The organism is Corynebacterium durum, from assembly GCF_030408675.1.
Taxonomy (GTDB): Bacteria; Actinomycetota; Actinomycetes; order Mycobacteriales; family Mycobacteriaceae; genus Corynebacterium; species Corynebacterium durum.
The window spans coordinates 1,951,377-1,969,696 of sequence record NZ_CP047200.1 but is presented as its reverse complement, the minus strand read 5'-3'; the positions used below and the strand labels follow the sequence as shown (position 1 = coordinate 1,969,696).

General features: G+C 58.7%; 17 protein-coding genes. 7 read left to right on the top strand and 10 right to left on the bottom strand.

Annotated features, from left to right (window positions below; all coding sequences use genetic code 11):
• Nucleotides 1-55 precede the first annotated feature (55 nt).
• The 4 genes from CDUR_RS09140 to CDUR_RS09125 all read left to right on the top strand — a co-directional run bounded on the left by CDUR_RS09140 (nucleotide 56) and on the right by CDUR_RS09125 (nucleotide 4,991).
• Nucleotides 56-712: a MarR family winged helix-turn-helix transcriptional regulator gene (locus CDUR_RS09140; RefSeq protein ID WP_179417967.1), complete on the top strand. Its 657-nt coding sequence runs from the start codon at nucleotides 56-58 to the stop codon at nucleotides 710-712.
• A gap of 597 nt (nucleotides 713-1,309) precedes the next feature.
• Nucleotides 1,310-1,957: a TetR/AcrR family transcriptional regulator gene (locus CDUR_RS09135; RefSeq protein ID WP_179417966.1), complete on the top strand. Its 648-nt coding sequence runs from the start codon at nucleotides 1,310-1,312 to the stop codon at nucleotides 1,955-1,957.
• Between the two features lie 6 nt (nucleotides 1,958-1,963).
• Nucleotides 1,964-4,264 carry an ABC transporter permease gene (locus CDUR_RS09130; protein ID WP_179417965.1) on the top strand — a complete coding sequence of 767 codons (2,301 nt, stop codon included), beginning with the start codon at nucleotides 1,964-1,966 and terminating at the stop codon, nucleotides 4,262-4,264.
• Nucleotides 4,257-4,991: an ABC transporter ATP-binding protein gene (locus CDUR_RS09125; RefSeq protein WP_179417964.1), complete on the top strand. Its 735-nt coding sequence runs from the start codon at nucleotides 4,257-4,259 to the stop codon at nucleotides 4,989-4,991. Before CDUR_RS09130 ends, CDUR_RS09125 begins: the two co-directional genes overlap by 8 nt.
• Here the strand turns inward: CDUR_RS09125 and lipB are convergent.
• The 4 genes from lipB to sucB all read right to left on the bottom strand — a co-directional run bounded on the left by lipB (nucleotide 4,969) and on the right by sucB (nucleotide 10,805).
• Nucleotides 4,969-5,700, bottom strand: coding sequence for a lipoyl(octanoyl) transferase LipB (lipB, locus tag CDUR_RS09120; RefSeq protein ID WP_179417963.1), 732 nt, complete (start codon nucleotides 5,698-5,700; stop codon nucleotides 4,969-4,971). The two genes, CDUR_RS09125 and lipB, sit on opposite strands and share 23 nt — an antisense overlap.
• A gap of 21 nt (nucleotides 5,701-5,721) precedes the next feature.
• Complete coding sequence (locus CDUR_RS09115; protein WP_179417962.1) at nucleotides 5,722-6,330, bottom strand: hypothetical protein; 609 nt, start codon at nucleotides 6,328-6,330, stop codon at nucleotides 5,722-5,724.
• Between the two features lie 2 nt (nucleotides 6,331-6,332).
• Complete coding sequence (locus tag CDUR_RS09110) at nucleotides 6,333-8,594, bottom strand: hypothetical protein (RefSeq protein ID WP_179417961.1); 2,262 nt, start codon at nucleotides 8,592-8,594, stop codon at nucleotides 6,333-6,335.
• Nucleotides 8,595-8,789: 195 nt separating this feature from the next.
• A complete protein-coding gene (sucB, locus tag CDUR_RS09105) occupies nucleotides 8,790-10,805 on the bottom strand; it encodes a 2-oxoglutarate dehydrogenase, E2 component, dihydrolipoamide succinyltransferase (protein ID WP_290207314.1) in 2,016 nt (671 codons plus the stop codon).
• A 129-nt stretch (nucleotides 10,806-10,934) separates the two neighbouring features.
• Here sucB and CDUR_RS09100 point away from each other — a divergent pair, with 129 nt between their 5' ends.
• Nucleotides 10,935-11,324: a hypothetical protein gene (locus CDUR_RS09100; RefSeq protein ID WP_006063946.1), complete on the top strand. Its 390-nt coding sequence runs from the start codon at nucleotides 10,935-10,937 to the stop codon at nucleotides 11,322-11,324.
• A 9-nt stretch (nucleotides 11,325-11,333) separates the two neighbouring features.
• On the opposite strand, the gene CDUR_RS09095 is transcribed toward CDUR_RS09100, so the two are convergent.
• On the bottom strand, nucleotides 11,334-12,812 hold the full coding sequence (locus CDUR_RS09095) for a leucyl aminopeptidase (RefSeq protein ID WP_179417960.1): 1,479 nt from the start codon (nucleotides 12,810-12,812) through the stop codon (nucleotides 11,334-11,336).
• A 96-nt stretch (nucleotides 12,813-12,908) separates the two neighbouring features.
• Between CDUR_RS09095 and CDUR_RS09090 the strand changes: the two genes are divergently transcribed.
• Nucleotides 12,909-14,009, top strand: a complete 1,101-nt coding sequence (locus CDUR_RS09090) for a branched-chain amino acid aminotransferase (protein WP_179417959.1) — start codon at nucleotides 12,909-12,911, stop codon at nucleotides 14,007-14,009.
• 31 nt (nucleotides 14,010-14,040) lie between these two features.
• Here CDUR_RS09090 and cobS read toward each other — a convergent pair whose 3' ends face one another.
• From cobS to CDUR_RS09070, 4 genes are read right to left on the bottom strand one after another with little or no spacing between them, the layout of a single operon-like run.
• Entirely contained in the window at nucleotides 14,041-14,841 is an 801-nt protein-coding gene (cobS, locus tag CDUR_RS09085) for an adenosylcobinamide-GDP ribazoletransferase (protein WP_179417958.1), read from the bottom strand.
• A 7-nt stretch (nucleotides 14,842-14,848) separates the two neighbouring features.
• Complete coding sequence (gene cobT, locus CDUR_RS09080; protein ID WP_179417957.1) at nucleotides 14,849-15,889, bottom strand: nicotinate-nucleotide--dimethylbenzimidazole phosphoribosyltransferase; 1,041 nt, start codon at nucleotides 15,887-15,889, stop codon at nucleotides 14,849-14,851.
• Between the two features lie 12 nt (nucleotides 15,890-15,901).
• Nucleotides 15,902-16,426, bottom strand: coding sequence for a bifunctional adenosylcobinamide kinase/adenosylcobinamide-phosphate guanylyltransferase (cobU, locus tag CDUR_RS09075; protein ID WP_179417956.1), 525 nt, complete (start codon nucleotides 16,424-16,426; stop codon nucleotides 15,902-15,904).
• A 3-nt stretch (nucleotides 16,427-16,429) separates the two neighbouring features.
• Nucleotides 16,430-17,125: a DUF3043 domain-containing protein gene (locus tag CDUR_RS09070; RefSeq protein ID WP_179417955.1), complete on the bottom strand. Its 696-nt coding sequence runs from the start codon at nucleotides 17,123-17,125 to the stop codon at nucleotides 16,430-16,432.
• A gap of 189 nt (nucleotides 17,126-17,314) precedes the next feature.
• Here CDUR_RS09070 and CDUR_RS09065 point away from each other — a divergent pair, with 189 nt between their 5' ends.
• Complete coding sequence (locus CDUR_RS09065) at nucleotides 17,315-17,659, top strand: HesB/IscA family protein (protein ID WP_006063938.1); 345 nt, start codon at nucleotides 17,315-17,317, stop codon at nucleotides 17,657-17,659.
• Here the strand turns inward: CDUR_RS09065 and CDUR_RS09060 are convergent.
• On the bottom strand, nucleotides 17,656-18,309 hold the full coding sequence (locus CDUR_RS09060) for an NAD(P)H-dependent oxidoreductase (protein WP_179417954.1): 654 nt from the start codon (nucleotides 18,307-18,309) through the stop codon (nucleotides 17,656-17,658). The two genes, CDUR_RS09065 and CDUR_RS09060, sit on opposite strands and share 4 nt — an antisense overlap.
• Nucleotides 18,310-18,320 lie beyond the last annotated feature (11 nt).

Sequence of the window (18,320 nt, the reverse complement as noted above, 5' to 3'; positions counted from 1 at the left end):
CCTTGGCAATAATTGAAGGTGCCTTCATAAAAACGAGTGAAAGGAAGTTTCAATCATGAATGGCTCTTTTGGTAACGACACCGATCCGCGTGCCGACCTCACTCTCGGTCAACGCATCTTCCACCTGGGGATGTTGCTTAGGCGTGCAGAATTCGGCCCCGACAAACCTCCATTCGGTCGGGGTGGTCACGGACCCCACACATTCCAGGGGCAGGGGAGGGTGCTTGCGCTCCTAGCTATGCGTAGTCCCATCGCTCAGCGCGAACTCGCCTACATCCTGGGTGTTCGACCGCAATCTCTCGGGGAAGTACTGGGTAAACTCGAATCCGCAGGCCTGATTACCCGTGACGCCGACCCCAATGATGCCCGCGCGCGGCTGGTTAGCATCACTGAGGCCGGCAAAGAACGCGCGCAGGAAATGGAAAAACGTCCGCAGGTTGACCCGCTTGACGTATTGAGTGACGAGGAGCAGAAGCAATTTCTTGATCTGCTCCAGCGGGTGACTGATCACCTTGAAGAGGTGGTGGGTCACGATGCTGATGATGCGCATGGACCATTTGGGGGTCGCCCTGGTCGTGGACGTGGTCGCGGTGGCGGCTTTAAAGGTGGTCGCGGCGGTGCTCGCCGAGATTGCGCTGATCATGGTGGTCCGCGCGGTATGCACGGTATGCGACGAGGTTTCCCTTTCCCCGATCTGGATGGTTGGCGATGAACTACCAGTGGGGGTATTGAGGTCTATGAAGCGTACGCATCGGGTCGAGCTGGGTGTGCATTTCATAGATCGCGGCGTCGCCAACAGTCTTGAACACCGTTAGCGCAAACCTTTGCATAGAAGAAAGTCTATCGCCAGGTACGGAAACGCCTTGTTTGCGTACCTGGCGATAGACCTACATGACAAGCGTGAAAATCTGCTTATCCTCAGGTCGTAAAAAGGGGTGTTTTCGTGCCTGAACATAAGCACATTTTGCAGGGCTGAACCCGCACGATGTCACTACAGTAAAACCTCAGCACAGCGCTCCAGTCCTAACTGGACAAAAGCGCCCGTCTTCGGCCCTGACGGTGTGCAAACATCATAACAATCCCACGATCCCCTAGTGATCGTGGTTTCATTTATCGTTCAAGCCTTTACTTCCTATTGTTTCCTTTCCAAAGCTATTGCTAGCCTGGCTCATATAGACGGACCGTCGGTCTAGTAAGAAAAGTAGGCCATGCTTGCTAGCGGCGTTTAGAAGCCAACTGGCAGCCACACAGCAACCAAGCAGTAGCCACACAGCGAGCATGCGAAGAGTGCGAAAAGAGGAAACTTACCATGCGTGGTCTTCCCGCAGAGGAACGGAAAAACCTGATTCTTGACCAGGCGCAGCGGCTTTTTGTGGAACGTGGGTTTGCCGCCACAACGGTGGAGGACATTTTGAATCGGGCCGGTATTGCGAAGGGAACGCTCTATCATCATTTCAGCGGCAAAGAAGACATCATGCGCCAACTTATTGCGCGCACAACTAATGTCATGCGTCAAAAAGCCGAGGCAGCAGCATCATCCGATGCCCATCCCCTTGAAAAATTTGCTGAAATCGTAGCATCAGCACGGGTCCAGGGGGAGGAGGCTGAGATGATTGAGCAGCTGCATCACGTGGAGAATACTGACTTTCATGTACTCACGATGACCCGCGCGATCGTCGCCCTCGCCCCATTGTTGGCAAGCGCAGTGCAGGAGGGCGTGGATCAAGGCGTGTTCTCTACACCAGACCCAGTGGGGGATTGTCGGATCATCCTCACAGCCGGATTCATGTTGCCTGATCACGGGCTTTTCCCCGAGTGGGATGCGGGGGAGCAGTTGGTACAGGTTGTCACGGCGGCGGAACGCTTGCTGGGGTGCGAGCCGGGTGCTATTGCTGCCTCAATGCACGCAACCAGCGTCAATAGAACCCAAGCCAACACAATCGCTGAGAAAGGCTAAAGAACAATGCTGTGGAAGATGCTCGTCGGCGATGTTCGCCGATCTAAGGGGGTATCTATCACGCTGACGCTGCTCATGACGCTGGCATCAGCGCTGGTGATTACTGGTGTTTCCCTTGTTGTGCAGACAATGGGCGCGGTGGATGTGCTGTGGAAATCGGCGTCGCCACCCGATGTGGTTCAGATGTACATCGGTGACTTAGAAGCCAACCGAGCCGAATCGGAGGCGCTCAAAACCTGGGCCGCCGAGCGCTCAGAGGTGGAAGACATGCACCTTATGCGGACACTCCCGGTTCCGGGTGCCCAAATGTGGCTTGCGGGACAGTCACAGGCCGATTCTGTGCTGGAACCAGCGTTTGTGACCTCCCCAGAGCGCTTTGACCTCCTGCTGGATGAGCACTACAACCGGGTCCAACCAGGCCCTGGTGAGATAGCCATGCCGGTGATCTACCAAGAACAAGGCACGTTGAAGCTCGGGGACACGGTGACGGTGCAGCTTGCGGAAGGGGTGAAAAAGGATTTTGTGGTCACCTCGTTTCTGCGTGATGCTCAGATGAACCCCTCCTTGGTGACCTCCAAACGCATGGTGGTGCACCCGGATGATTTCTCGGTGGTTAATCAGCATCTGAATAACCCTGAGTACTTTATTGAATTCAAGCTCGCCAAGGGCGCGGATCGCGGCGCATTCCAGCACGCTTACAGAGACGCGCACCTCCCGAACCGCGGCATCGTGGTGGATTCCACCATCTTCCGCCTCATGAATGCCCTGAGTACTCTGCTGGTAGCAGCACTGGCTATCGTGATTGCTAGCCTCCTGGTTGTGGTGGCTGCCCTGTCGGTGCGCTTTGCCTTCCTCGCGGCGATTGAAAATGACCTCAAAGAAATCGGAGTGCTGAAAGCCATCGGTGCCCCGTCGCGGGCGATGAAACGCCTGTACCTGATTAAATACGCCGCGTTGGCGGGCGTCGGTACCGTTGTGGGGTTGCTGTTGGCCATCCCCATGACACACACCAGCCTTAAACCCGTGTTGCTGTATTTGGGCACGCCGCCGACCAACTTGTGGGCACCTCTGCTCGCGGCTTTCATTGTGCCGCTGCTGCTCATTGGCTTGTGCTGGCTGTTGCTGCGTCGCATGGACCGTATTTCCGCAGTTCAGGTGCTGCAGGAGCAGACGCGGGCGTCGAGAAGCGGGCGCCGATTCCGCTTGACCCGTTCCCGCTTCCTCCCCGTTCATCAATGGACCGGACTGACGGCAGCGCTGCGGCCCGCGAACCTGCTGCTACTGACTGTGGTGGCGCTGAGCACTTTCCTGATGATTCTGCCCACCACCCTTGCCTCCACCTTCGCGGATCAGCGTTTTGCCACCTATGTGGGCATTGGCGCGGCGGACGTGCGCATCGACATCCGCGATAACACCATCAACCCCGAAAAAGTCACCAAGGACGCAGAATCCGACCCCGACGTGACCAACGTGGTGCGGCTCACTTCCAATCGCTATGACATTAAGAAAGCCGACGGGTGGGAAACCATCGTCGTTGAACGTGGTGACCATACTGTTTTCCCACTGTCCTACACCAGTGGGCACGCCCCTACCGCCCCCGACGAGATCGCCTTGTCCTACAACCAGGCGCAGGAGGTCAATGCGGACCTCGGGCACACCATCACCATGCGCACACCTGGCGGCGAGAAACAGCTCCGCGTGAGCGGCATCTATCAGGATGTGACCAATGGCGGGCGCACCGCGAAAGCCGTCTTCGAGGACTCCGCACCCGCAGTCTGGGAGGTTGTGTACCTGCAGCTCGCGTCTGGTGTGGACGTGCATGCGAAAACCGAGCAGCTCACGAATACTTACCCAGAGGCCAAAGTGAACAATGTCAGCGACGTGAGCCAGCAGATTTTCGGTGCGGCATCCTCACAACTGGGTGTGATCGCGCTGCTCGCAGCCATCGCCGCAGTGGGGTTGATTTTCCTGGTCACTACGCTATTCCTCATTCTCATCCTGGCGCGTGAACACGACGACATTGCTAGCCTCCGCGCCATCGGAGCCACCAGTCGAGGACTCGTGGGGCACTATCTCACGCGCTTCGGCACTGTCGGACTCGCAGGCATCATCGTCGGCGTGGTGCTTGTGAACACCCTGGGCAACAGCCTATTCAAACTCGGCCTCGGCCGCATGGGCGCCCCGGCCGTAGAGCTCTTGCCCGACATGCTCCTGGCGTGGGTTCTCATTCCACTTGTGTTGGCGCTGGTCATCGCCACTGCCATTGTTCTTCCAACCCGAAAGATACGAGGTATCAGCCATGCTTAACGCGCACCAGGTCACCAAGGATTACCAGATCCGAGTTCTCGACCATATCGACGTCAGCATCAACGACGAAGAGTTCGTGGCCATCATGGGGCCGTCCGGGTCCGGCAAATCGACGCTGTTGCATGCGCTCAGCGGACTTGATAGGCCCACCAGTGGCACCGTGAGTATCGACGACCGTGAACTCACCGACCTCAGCGAAGCCGAGCTCGCACAACTCAGGCTTGTCACTTTCGGCTTTGTGTTCCAACAACCGCACCTGCTGAGCTCGCTCAGTGTGCTAGATAACGTCGTGCTTCCTGGGTTCCTAGCCAAACAAGAACCGCGCCAGACGATTGTGGAGCGCGGGCGGGAACTCATGGAGCGCGTCGGCATCGCCGACCTGGCTGATCGAGCCATCACTGAAGCCTCCGGTGGGCAGCTTCAGCGGGTGGGGATCTGCCGGGCGCTGATCAACAAGCCAAAGATCCTCTTTGGCGACGAACCCACCGGCGCGCTCAACTCCGCGACCTCGGCAACAATCTTGGACATTTTCCACGACATTAACCACGAGGGCACCACAATTGCGCTGGTCACGCACGATCCAGTGGTGGCGGCGCACGCCGACCGCGTACTTATCCTCGTCGACGGTACCATCGCCGACGACGTCACTCTAGGCGCCTACCACCCCAATGACCATCAGGAACGGCTGGCGCATATCAACGGTCTTATGGCTGCTCGCGGCGTGTAAAAGAATGATCCGCGACCGTCAGTTCACCCGAGAAGGCCGCGCCCAACGCTGCGGCCAGCGGCGCGACCATTTCTTGCGTATCGACGTCGCGCCCCAGCTCTGCACTCAGGGTGGTCACCCCGGCATCAGCGATGCCGCAGGGCACAATATGCTGGTAAAACTCCAGCGTGTTATTGCAGTTCAAGGCTAGGCCGTGCATGGTAACGCCTCGGGTTACTCGAATGCCCAGGGCACCGACCTTGCGTTCTGGGCGGGTATCATTGCCTGGAATCCAGACGCCCGAACGGCCGTCGACACGCCCCGCATCTTGAAGCCCCAGGTCACGTACCACCTGGATGATGGCTTCCTCCACGCGGCGCACATAATCCACCACGTCCACCGGCTCAGCGAGCTTGATGATTGGATAGCACACCAGTTGTCCGGGGCCGTGCCAGGTGATCCGGCCACCGCGATCTACATCCACCACCGGCAGGCCGTTGGTGGGGCGATCCTCGGGTTGCGTTCGTTTGCCAGCCGTGTAGGTGTTGGGGTGTTCAAGGAACAGCAGCTGATCGTTGATAAGACCGTCCGCGCGCTGCGCAGCCAACTCCGCCTGCCGATCCCACATCTCCACATAATCCACCGTGCCCAGGTTATAGACCTCTAGGGGAGTGGAGATATCGCGAATTGGCTGATCAGGGGCGGTAAAAGGGGCACGGGGTGCAGTCATGCAAATAATTTTACGCGCATCCTACAGTGAGTTATGCGCGGCCTTGTTTAGCACAAACCCCTTGCCCGTGCTTTGCTGCCAACAGGTCATACCTGTTGGTTGGGCCTTGCAGGCAAAATCGCCCCACTGTGCTTGGTCCCCGTAATCAAGCCGCTGCACGTGATCTCCAGGGCTGCCCAGGTAGCGTTCGCCGCACACAGTGCTTGGCGACGATGAACTGTCATACAAGGCGATCGAATAAAGCTCGGAGTTACAGTCCTCTAATCCGTGGGAGCTGTAGGAACGGTCGCGAATAGAACACCCCACGTACGTGTCATGAAGCTCGCAGGAAATGTTCTCCGACGGTGTGTCCACCAACTGTGCCTTCTGCGTGCTAGCGGGAACGGGGGACACCTTTGTGGAGTCAGATGTGGCTGTGGTCGATTGAGAGGCAGTTGTGGTTGCTTCCGATGTTTCTGCCTTGGACGTGGTTTCTGCCTGCCCTGCCGGGGAAGACGCTGGGTGATACTCCAGGTTGTTCAGCCACACGATGAACGCCCCGACCACTCCAATGACAATCGCAATGGCGGTCACCCATTTGATCAGCCCTTCCGTTCGTGCCGCATCGTGAACTGTGCGTGGTGAGTTCATTGTTATTTCCTCCCGGAGTGGATCATCACGGTGTTGATCAGGCGCTCTATATCGGCGGGTTCGCTGGGTGCAAACCCGTGAACTTGTTGGGTGAAGGCATGAACGTGATCCTCAAAGAGGAGCTGGTTGTCGTTCGTACGTGATGCTTCAAGCACCTGTAACCCGAACTCATGCCAATCACATTCCTGCACGCGGCTTTGGGCGGAAGCTAGCCCGTCGGCAGTCATGATTGTATGAACGCCCACGGCAGGCCCAATGGCCAGCAATTCATGCAACATGTCAGATACAGTCGTCGCGCGGTTTGCTGGATCAAGTCGCTTCGCCCGATGTACCCCCGCCAGGACTAGGAACTGCGGTGCGTAATCACGTCCCTCCGCCGCACGAGCACGGGCTTCCTTCAGAAACGACTCTACGGTGGAATCCAGCGTGATGGCACGTTGTACCGTCAGTCCATGTTCCTCTAAAGGCTCAAGAAGTTGCTCCCACTCCGCATTAGCCGAGATGAAGTTAATCAGATGCGTGTCCACCTTGTTCAGCACCAGGCTGGTGAGCATCGCAGTCAAGGTATGCAGATTATCGACGTCCGCCACCACGACGTTAGCAGCAACCTTGCGGGTTACCTCGGCAAGGAGGGGCACTCCTGTCTGCACTGCCGTGCCCACAGGGAGAGCAACCTGATGATGCGTATCAGCAGTGACGAGGCGCGCGGCGTCGATATCCGCAAGCGACACGGGAGCATGGTCGGCAGGTTGGGAGTCTTGCAGCTGCGTGCGGATGCCGCGAAGCAATACCTCAAGCTGCTGGCCAGTGGGAGCGGTGCCAGGTCGGAATGTCCACTCCAACAGCACATCGTGTTCCAGACCCATCGAGTCCATTGTGTGTGGAGGTAGCTCACCTTCTGGCGCGGAATACACCGGCGTGCCGTTGCGGGGAAGCCACGGCAACGTTTCAAGCAGTTCAGGCCGTTGTGCTGAGACCACGATGACGAACACCCCCGCGCGGCGCCCGACCGCTGCAATGCGGGACACGCGTCGCGTTAGTTCCTCGGTGAGTCCGCTTGGAAAATCGAAAAGCAACAACAGCCGGTACGGCTCAGCGGCTTCAGGAGCTGCTTTGTTGTACTCGGTGATGGTGTGATGCTGTCCCTGCAGACACCGCTGAGTCACCACAGCGATGTGCTGTTCTACCTGTGTCAGCAATTGCTCCAGGTGCTTGGTGTTTGTTCGCACCGTGTCGCCATAAATACGCTCGCCTTCAGGACCCAATCCGAAGAGAAACGACAGAGAATCCCCCAGCTGTTCCGGGTCAAATGCATCAACGATCACCCGGCCAGCAGGTATGCGACGCAACAAGTCAAGCACAGCAAACTGCACCGTCTTCACGTCTGTGGTAGCAAAACCACCGGTGTGGTCAAAGTTTAGGAACAATCCCCAGTTGCACACACTTGGTTCCGTTGCGTTAAAAGTGAGGTTCCACCGATGGTCGGGTTCGCCATGTAATCCGGTGCGCTGTCCGCTGATGGCACTGAGCGTCAGGGAACCGACAGACGCAATGGGGTGATAATGCGGTGCGTTGTTGGTGTGGGCGTCAGCGTGTCCCGACGGATCGCACTCAGGCACCTGGCTTTGGCGTTCCAGAAGCATCGAGCGCAGTTCATGGTCCATGCGTCGATGCCAGCTGGCGATATGTAGATGAGGCTCATTGACCCGTGCATAATAAAGCCTGGCCAGTTGCGCGCAGCCAGAGATGAGTGCTTCGTACACTCGCGTCTGAATGTGGGCAATTAGCGTTCTCCTGGCCGATCCGAAAATCGGGATGGTGCATGTGCCGACTTCTTCTAAAACACTGACAGCGCGAAGCTCCCACTGGGCGAACTCTTCTACAGGCAGGCGAGAAAGTTCTTGAGAAATATCCTCGTAGGCACCGTTGTCCAGCCAATAGCAGATTTTCTGTAACCATGCCTGTGGTGTCGCCCCAAAATCCGGTGCGATAAATGACGCCGTGCCGCCAATATCGAATCGCTCGGCAGCATAGGAGCTTATCTGCGAGATCAGTGTGTGAGCCCGGTCGATATTCTGCGTGATGCACCAATCAATGACGGCGAGCTCGTTGTCTACATGGGAACTTGCCTCTTTTACCTTGTCAACTGCCGTGCTGAGGTGGGTGGCGAAACTGCGGAATTCGTCTTGGGAAACCTGCATCTGCCGACACCACACGAGGTCCCCTTCCAGGGACGATGCAGTGGTGTGCTGGGAATGAGGCATACAGAATCCTTGCAGGTGCGATGACAGTTGTTGTTACCAATCTAACAGATTAGATAGCCCAATTTACAGGAAAGAAACAGAAAATTATCAGCGCAATATTATACCTGGCAAACGGTACTGGTGGCTATAAAACAAAACTATCCCCCAATTCCGCATGGAACGGGGGATAGTGTGGATGACTACAGAGCTGCTGTATTACAGACCCAAGTCACCTTCGAAGTTGGCGGTCTCAAGGCGATCCCGAATGGTGGTCAGGAACCGGCCAGCGTCCGCGCCATCAACGATCTGGTGATCGTAGGTCAGCGGCAGGTACACCATCTGGCGTACGGCGATGGCATCCACACCATGCTCCGAGATCACAACTGGGCGCTTCACAATAGCGCCGGTACCCATGATGGCTGCCTGCGGCGGAACCAGAATCGGGGTGTCGCTCAGGGCGCCTTCGGAACCAATGTTGGTGATGGTGAACGTGCCGCCGCTGAGGTCAGCTGGCTTCAACTTGTTGTTGCGTGCACGGTCAGCGATGTCTGTGATGGCCTGAGCCAGCTCCGGCAGGGTCATGTCCTGGGCATTGTGGATGACTGGGGAAAGCAGACCAGCCGGGGTGTCCACGGCAATGCCGAGGTTGACCTGCGAGTGATAGGTCATTTCCTTCTTCTCGGCGTTGTAGGAGGCGTTCACGTTCGGGTGAGACACCAGCGCCTCAATGGCGGCCTTGGCGAAGAACGGCAGGTAGGTGAGGTTCACGCCATACTTGGCCTGGAAGGCTGCCTTGTTGGCCTTGCGCAGCTCAGCAACATTAGTCATGTCCACTTCATGCAGCTGAGTCAGCTGGGCTGCGGTGTGCAGGGATTCCAGCGTCTTCTTTGCGGTGATCTCGCGGATGCGGTTCACGCGCTGCGTGGTGCCGCGCAGGGCTGCCTTGGCCGGGTCAACGCGCTTGGTGGACACGGCAGAAGCAGCGGTTGCGGGAGCTGCTGCAGGTGCCTCGGCTGCGGCTGGTGCCGATTCAGCGGCACCTTGGCCTGCGGCTGCCAGAACATCCTGCTTGCGGATACGCCCGCCAACACCTGTGCCGGTGACGGTACGCAAATCGACACCGTGCTTGTCGGCGAGCTTGCGGACCAGCGGCGTCACGTACGGGACATCGTCATTGCTGTTTACCTTGGCTTGCGCTGCTGGAGGAGTAGCAACGGACTTCGGTGCTTCTACCTTGGGAGCAACCTCAACCTTTTCCTCGGCTACCGGAGCCGCTGGTGCGGGTGTCGGCGCTGCGGGTGCTGCGTTGGGGTCGCCGATGCGGACGATGACGGCTCCGACGTCAACGGTGTCGTCTTCGTTGTGCAGGATTTCGACGATGGTGCCTGCTACGGGGGAGGGGACCTCGGTGTCGACTTTGTCGGTGGAGACTTCTAGGAGGGCTTCGTCCACCTCGACGGTGTCTCCGACCTGTTTGAGCCAGCGGGTGATGGTGCCTTCGGTGACGGATTCGCCGAGTTCGGGCATGACCACATCAGTAGCCGCGCCGGCGCTGGATGTTTGTGCTGCCACGTCAACCTTCTCTTCCGCAACGGGTGTTGGTTCTGGTGTTGTTGGTGCTGCTGCGGGTGCTGCGTTGGGGTCGCCGATGCGGACGATGACGGCTCCGACGTCAACGGTGTCGTCTTCGTTGTGCAGGATTTCGACGATGGTGCCTGCTACGGGGGAGGGGACCTCGGTGTCGACTTTGTCGGTGGAGACTTCTAGGAGGGCTTCGTCCACCTCGACGGTGTCTCCGACCTGTTTGAGCCAGCGGGTGATGGTGCCTTCGGTGACGGATTCGCCGAGTTCGGGCATGACCACATCAGTAGCCGCGCCGGCGCTGGATGAGCTTGTGCTGGAGGCACTTGCAGCAACAGATGCAGAAGCCTCTACCTTGGCCGCAACCTCAACTTTTTGTTCGGCCGCCGGTGCTGCAGGGGTTGAGGCTTCGTTTGCGTCACCAATTTCTGCGATGACGGCTCCGACGTCGACGGTGTCGTCTTCATCATGCAGGACTTTGAGCAGGACGCCCGCCGCTGGAGAGGGAATTTCCGTATCGACTTTATCTGTGGAGACCTCAAGTAGCGGTTCGTCAACTTCTACTGTGTCGCCGACTTGCTTTAGCCAACGGGTGATTGTGCCCTCGGTGACGGATTCGCCCAGTTCGGGCATCTCTACAGAGAACGCCATTGTGTTCAGACTCCTTGATCAAGTCGTGTAGGTATAACAGTGTTAATACTCTGAGACTACCGGTTCGCTTCGGCTTATGTGACCTTGAGGTGCTTTTGGCGAACAGGACTCCCCCTACAATAGTGGATTGTGTTCAACTTATTTGGTCGTAGGAAGTCGAAACCGGGCATTCGTCCGCCGCGCGCACCTGGAGACACCATCCGCCAGGCAGACTGTGCTGACCTGCAGAACTGGGTTCGCGGACGTGCTTTTGTTGAGGCTTTCGTGGAACCTGAGACGTTGATCAACGAGATGAGTGTCGTCCTAGTTGATGAACATGGGGACTTTATTCGACGCCCGATCGGTGGCCCCAAGGGGATCGATGCTGTTACCCGTGAAGTGGGGGTACCCGTCTACGACGTTGAAGAGACCGGATACCCACAGCGCATGCGCGAAAAATTGGAACGAGACCGCATCATCCGTAAACGCCAAGAACAAGCAGAACGCCGCGCCCGATTCGAGCGCGGCGAACAACCATAAACACGGAGTCTACTCTCCTGCGATACCTTCCAGCACGGCGATCAGTGTACGCACGGGTGCGCCGGTGGCTCGCGCGGGTGTGTAGCCGTGGGCACCACCCGTGTTAAAGGACGGCCCGGCGATGTCGATGTGCACCCACTCGATGCCCTCACCAACGAAGTTTCCCAGGTAGTACCCAGCCGACAGCATGCCACCCCAACGGGATGGATCCGCGTTGCGCAGGTCGGCGACGGGAGAGGACATGGCGGTGGACATTTCCTCGGGAATAGGCATGGCCCACGCCTGTTCACCGACGCTCCGGCCGGTTTCTGCAACACGGTCACGGAAGGCATCGGAACCCATTACACCGGCCGTGCGCAGCCCTAACGCCACCATTTGTGCACCAGTGAGGGTGGCGGTTTCGATCAGGTAGTCGGGGTTATCCTCACTTGCGCGTGCGATGGCATCGGCAAGGATGAGGCGGCCTTCTGCATCAGTGTTCAGGATTTCGGAGGTTGTGCCCCCGTAATGCGTGATCACATCGCCCGGGCGGTAAGAATTGCCGCCGGGCATGTTCTCTGCCATGGGGATGGTGGCGGTCACCTTGACATTGAGCTTCAACCGAGCTGCGGCGATGATGGTGGCAAGGACAGCTGCGGAGCCACCCATATCGGAAATCATCTGGTCCATGTTGGCCGCCGGTTTGATGGACACGCCACCCGTGTCAAAGGTGACGCCCTTGCCTACGAGTGCAACGGTGGGTGCATCGTCCAGTTGCTCGGGGGTGTAGCTGATGCGTACGAGGCGCGGGCCGCGTGTGGAACCCTGACCCACGGCCACAATGCCGCCGAAGCCCTGCTCGGCAAGCGCGGCGTCGTCAAGCACCTCCACGGTGAGGCCATTGTCCTCGGCGGCTGATGTGGCGATGGCGGCGTAGGACTCGGGGAACAGGTGTGACGACGGCGCGTTCACCAGGTCGCGGGCAAAGGCGACGGCCTCAGCGGTGATGACGGCGGCGTCGAAAAGCGCCTGGTCCTTGCCGAGGAACACCACCTTCTTCACCGGTTGCTGATCCTCAGGAACATCGGCGGTTTTCAGCCCACGGTAGGTGTATGCGCCGAGAGCGATGCCCTCCAAGGCAGCGGCCAAGCCGAGTTCCCCCAGCGTTGTAGCCACAACCTTTAAACCCGTGAGTGAGCGTGCGGCAACACCGGCGGCGCGGCGAAGCTTCTCCGCGTCCACATCGTCACGTTTGCCTACACCCACAGCGACAATTGGGCCGGTACTAGCGGGAACCTTGGTTACCTCCTCGGCGGCACCAGTAGCACCAAGCATGTCCAGGGCAGCCCGCACTGTCGCACCATCAAAAAACTCCGACTCAGGAAGATCAAGACCGTCCTCGCCCTGAAACACGGGGACAACCAGCGCCTCCGCATCCTGCGGCATCTCCGCAGACAAGGACAACTCAGGTACAACACCGCGGTGAGGCAACGAGAATTCAGAAGACATGTAGGGCTAACCTCCACACAAACAATCAAGGAATAGTCACCTCAACAGTAGCGACCCACCCGACCACACAACACCGCTGGGTGTACCTTGATGTACATGACAGATTTGGTTTTTAACGTAGAACGCACCAGCAACCCCACCTCGCCGGAACGCCTCGCCGAGATTCTGGCAAACCCTGGATTCGGGCACTACCGCACCGACCACATGGTCACTATCGACTGGACTGAGGACAAAGGCTGGCACAACGCCGCTGTCGTCCCTTACGCCCCCATCTCCCTTGACCCCGTCGCCTCCGTCCTGCACTACGGGCAAGCAATCTTCGAGGGACTGAAAGCCTACCGGCAGCCCGACGGGAGCATAAAAACCTTCCGTCCAGAAGCCAACGCCGAACGCATGCAGCGTTCCGCTGAGCGCATGGCCATGCCGAAACTCCCCACGGAACTGTTCATCGAATCACTCCGCATGCTTGTGGACATCGACCAAGACTGGGTGCCCGCCGCAGGTGGAGAAGAATCCCTCTACCTACGCCCCTTCATGATCGCCACCGAACCCAGCCTCGGCGTCCGGCCCGCCAACTCCTACACCTTCATGCTCGTCGCTTCGCCCGCAGGTGCCTACTTCAAAGGCGGCATCAACCCCGTCTCCGTGTGGCTTTCCGAAGACTACGTCCGTGCCTGCCCCGGTGGCACTGGTGCCGCCAAATTCGCGGGCAACTACGCCGCCTCCCTTGTCGCACAGGCACAAGCCACCGAAAAAGGCTGCGACCAGGTGGTCTGGCTCGATGCCATCGAACGAACCTACGTGGAAGAGATGGGCGGCATGAACCTTTTCTTCGTCTACGGCACGGGTAACGACGCCCGGGTGGTCACCCCACGCCTGTCTGGTTCACTGCTTCCTGGGGTCACCCGCGCATCCCTCCTTCAAGTCGCCCAAGACCTGGGGTATTCCGTTTCCGAGGAGCTTGTGAGCACCGAATCCTGGCGTGACGACGCCCTTTCCGGTGCCATGAGCGAAACCTTCGCCTGCGGCACCGCCGCCGTGATCACTCCCGTTGGCAAGGTGAAATCCAACCACGGCGACTTCACTATTGGTGGCGGCGTGTCCGGCGAGATCACCATGCAGCTTCGCGAAACCCTTACCGGAATCCAGCGCGGCACCATTGATGACACTCATGGGTGGATGCACACGCTGGTGTAGATGGTTGCTGACCTAGGATAAGCCGTGTTCTTCACAGCAACACGGCAACTAATGCCGCAGAGAAGGCGGTGCAAAGTTCAATGCTGGCACCGATGCAGTCACCATTAAGTCCGCCGAAACGCCGCCGAAAATGCGCCGCGACGAGCAGGTTGAACAGAAGCGCTCCCACTAGGGCGGTAATGCCGAGTATCCACACCTCGTAGTACAGCGCAGCTGCCAGCATCAACGCCCACACGCCAATCCACCACCAGCGGATCGTGCCGATGACCAAGGCGCCAAAACCGGTGGGGGAGAAGGCTGTGAACCCTCGTGCGCACGTGATCATAGCGGCGCAGCGTCCAATGGCGGGCAGCGCGGCGACAGTAAGGAGCGCCGAGGTGGTAAGCAGAGCATGTATGGCGGCTACTTGGGTGAGTAGTGTCAGCAGGACCGTTCCCATGCCAAGCGCGCCGGTGTAGCGGTCAGCAAGAATTTTTTGTGCTTGTTCGCCGGATTGGAAAGAGCCCAGAGCATCGCCGACATCAGCAAGTCCGTCGAGGTGCATCATGCGTGTCAGGGTTTCCCACAGAACGACGATGAGCACAGCGGTGAGGAGAGGGCTGATGCTCAGGGCATCGGCAACCATAGCGAGTGCGTAGGTGCACACCCCTAAGAACACGCCAACTAGGGGCAATGCAGCCATTGCCCGCGCCCCGGTGGTGCGGTCAAAGGTGGCGGCCCCCGGGAACGGCAGGATGGTCAGCCAGCTGAAGGCGGTGTTGATGCCTTCCCAGGGAGCGAATCCATGGGCGTTACCTGGCTCGTTGTCAGAGAACCCTGCTTTGCCGGACACAATAACGCTAGTCCTTCTCGGAAACTCCGGCGGATTCAAAGGTGGCCATGTCGGTCATGATGTCAGTCGCGGCTTTCACTAGGGGAAGTGCTGCGGCCGCCCCAGAGCCTTCGCCGAGCCTCATACCAAAGTCGAGGAGGGGGTCCAGGTGGAGTGAATTCAGCGCCAGGATGTGAGCTGGTTCTGCGCCTTTGTGTCCCGCAACCCACCATTTGCGCGCGCCGGGGGCGAGTTTATTGGCCATGAGGGCGGCGGAGGTGACCACCACGCCGTCGAGAAGTACGGGGGTGCGGCGCACGGCGGCTTGTGCCAGGAAACCCGCCATAGCCGCGAGGTCGGGGGAGGAGATGGCTTTGAGGACGGCGATGGGGTCGTGTTTGATGGCACGCACGCGGTACATGGCATCGCGGACGGCGGTGACCTTGCGTTTCCAGCCTTCGTCATCGATGCCGGTCCCGCGGCCAACCACAACGACGGGCTCGGTGCTGGTCATGGCTCCGATGAGGGCGGCGGCGGGCGTTGTATTGCCGATTCCTAGGTCGCCAGCGATGAGGAGGTCCACGCCCGAGTCAACTTCCTGGTCGGCGACGCGCTGTCCGATCTGCAGTGAGCGGATGACCTGGTCGTCGTCCATGGCGTCTTCACGGTCGATGGAACCGCAGCTGCGGGAGACTCGCTCATCACCCCACACATCGTGGTCAAGGGAGACGTCAACGACCCGCACGGAGGCCCCGGCCGCCCGGCCGAGTACGTTGATGGCCGCCCCGCCTGCCTGAATGTTGGCAGCCATTTGCAGAGAGACTTCGGAGGGGTAGGCAGACACCCCGTGCTGCGCCACTCCATGGTCACCCGCGAACACGACGATGCGGGGGTTGTCAATGGAATGCGGTGGGCATTGTCCTTGGCATGCGGAGATCCACACGCCTAAGTCCTCGAGCCGCCCAAGGGAACCCGCTGGCTTTGTCAGCGTGAGTTGGCGGTCGCGTGCCTGCTGCTCCACCTCCGCGTTGGGGGCTTCAACTTTGGCGAATAGTTCGGCGGGAACCATGGAGTGTCTCCTTTAGGGTTTCAATGTGAGAGGTATGCCAGCCACGACCAGCGTCACACGCTCGCAGAGTGCTGCCAGTGTGCCGTTGAGTGCACCGATTTCGTCGCGGAAAAGGCGGCCGGACCGGTGCTCTGGGATCACGCCCATTCCTACTTCGGGGCTGACCAGAATGAGGTTGTTACTAATAGGGAAGCTGTCAACTGCCGCAATGAGGCGCTGAACTTGCGGGGTGATGGTGCCGCGTGGGGCGTCCCACGCCTGGGCGTCGTCAAGCGTGTGGGTGAGCCATGTTCCCAGATCATCCACAAGGACGGTGCGGCATGGTGGGTTGGCGAGGACCGTTGCGGCATCGATCCGGTCCTCCGTTGTCCAGTGTGTGGGACGGCGTTTCACATGCTCAGCGATGCGCTGGGAAAAATCCGTGTCGCCAGGCCAGGGGCGCGCAGTGGCGACGTAGCAGACATCCTCATCTGCGCAGAGTTCTTCAGCAAACACCGACTTCCCCGAGCGCGCCCCGCCCAGCACCAATGTGCGCACGTGCTACACCTTGTCGCCGATGTTGACTCGCGGCTTCGGGCTGCGGAGTCGACGCAGCTGAGTGGCACGTGAATACGCATAAAAGCCCAGTGAGATGCCCGGTTCGGTAGAGGTGGGGAACTTGTTCCGCACGGCTTTGTTGGCACCGCGACCAATGATCAGCCCCTCCACGGCGAATGACAGCATCACCACCATGACGAAGGTGGACATGACCGCCGAGGTTTGTGGGTAATTCTGGGCGATAAACATCACAACCAAAAGACCCAAAGCCACCGGCATGATCATGTTGTTCATGTGGCGTCGGGAATCCACCCAATCGCGCACAAAACGACGCTCATCGCCGCGGTCACGCGCCAGCAGGTACTTCTCTTCGCCGCGATCCATTGCTTCCTGAACCTTGCGGCGCTGCGCCGTTTGCTGCTCGCGTTCCTTACGTTTGAACTCCCGGTACTCCTCCTTTGACATGGATTCTTTCAACGCTTTACGACGCTCGCGCGCCTCCTTCGGCGTCTCTGGGGGTTTCGCGGGGGAGCGGCGAACCCCCCGCTCACGCTCAGCATCTGCCCGTTTGGTCGTGGGGCGGCCCTTCTTTGGGGTATATCCCTTGCGAGTGGGCTGCGTTTCTGCGGGCGCATCTGCAGCTAATTCAACAGGCTCAGCTGCTGACGAAGAATCAGTTTTCTGCCAAGGAAGTTTCACGTATTCAAGGCTACAAGATATGGTAGGCACGACGGGTGTTAAGGCAGAAACACCCAAACAGGGGTTGATGCTGGGGGCAGGGGAATAACCCTCATAAGAACGCTGTTGAATACAATAATCTGTGCATCATCGCTTATTGCGGAGTACCGTGGTGCACGACGCAATCTTTTACAAAAAAGGAGTTCACTAATGACCGCTCCCTCAACCAATACTGGTGTGATCCTCACTGATGCTGCCGCGGCCAAAGCTAAGGCATTGTTGGAGCAGGAAGGCCGTGAGGATCTAGCACTGCGCATCGCTGTGCAGCCTGGTGGCTGCGCAGGACTGCGTTACCAGCTGTTTTTCGACGACCGCGAGATCGATGGCGACAAGGTTGATGTCGTCGGTGGTGTGCGCCTTGTCGTGGACAAGATGAGTGTGCCCTACCTCGCAGGTGCCCGGATTGACTTCCAGGACACCATTGAGTCCCAGGGCTTCACTATCGACAATCCCAACGCAGCCGGCTCCTGCGCCTGCGGGGATTCCTTCAACTAAGACGAAGGTTCAGGATTAAGCCTTAGAGCAGTGTCATAGACATGCTCTAAGGCTTTTTCGCGTTCTTCCTGGGGGAGGTGTGCCGGGGCATAGGTGATGATGGGTTCCTGTGTGGAATAGCCCACAAACCGAAATATCCCATGGTGAATATGGGACAAGAATGAATGCATGTCGTCGGTCATTTCGTCTGGTTTGTAGAACTCTTCGGGTCCGCCAGTGGTCGTTGCTACCAGTGCTTTCTTGCCGTACAGCGCAGCCTCGTCGAGCATTCCATAGTCCCCACCGAACACTCCGCCCATGACCCACACGCGATCAATCCAGCCCTTTGTGATGGCAGGCATGGAGAACCACCAGAAGGGGAACGACAAGATCAGCATGTCAGCCCCAAGAACGAGCTCCAAATGCCGGGCAATTTCCGGGTTCAGGGTGCCGTCTTTGATCGCCTGCAAGGTCGCTTCCTGCGGCTTGAATGGGCGGGTCGGATTTTCAACGTCGTTGACATTGACAACCGGATCCCAGTCCTCGGCGTACAGGTCGATGAAATCCACGGTATGACCGGCGTCCTTCAGCGCCCGCTCAATAGTGTGAGCCTGAGCGGTGCAGAACGACTCAGGCTCCGGGTGTGCATGAACAATCAATACTTGTGACATGTGGGCGATTG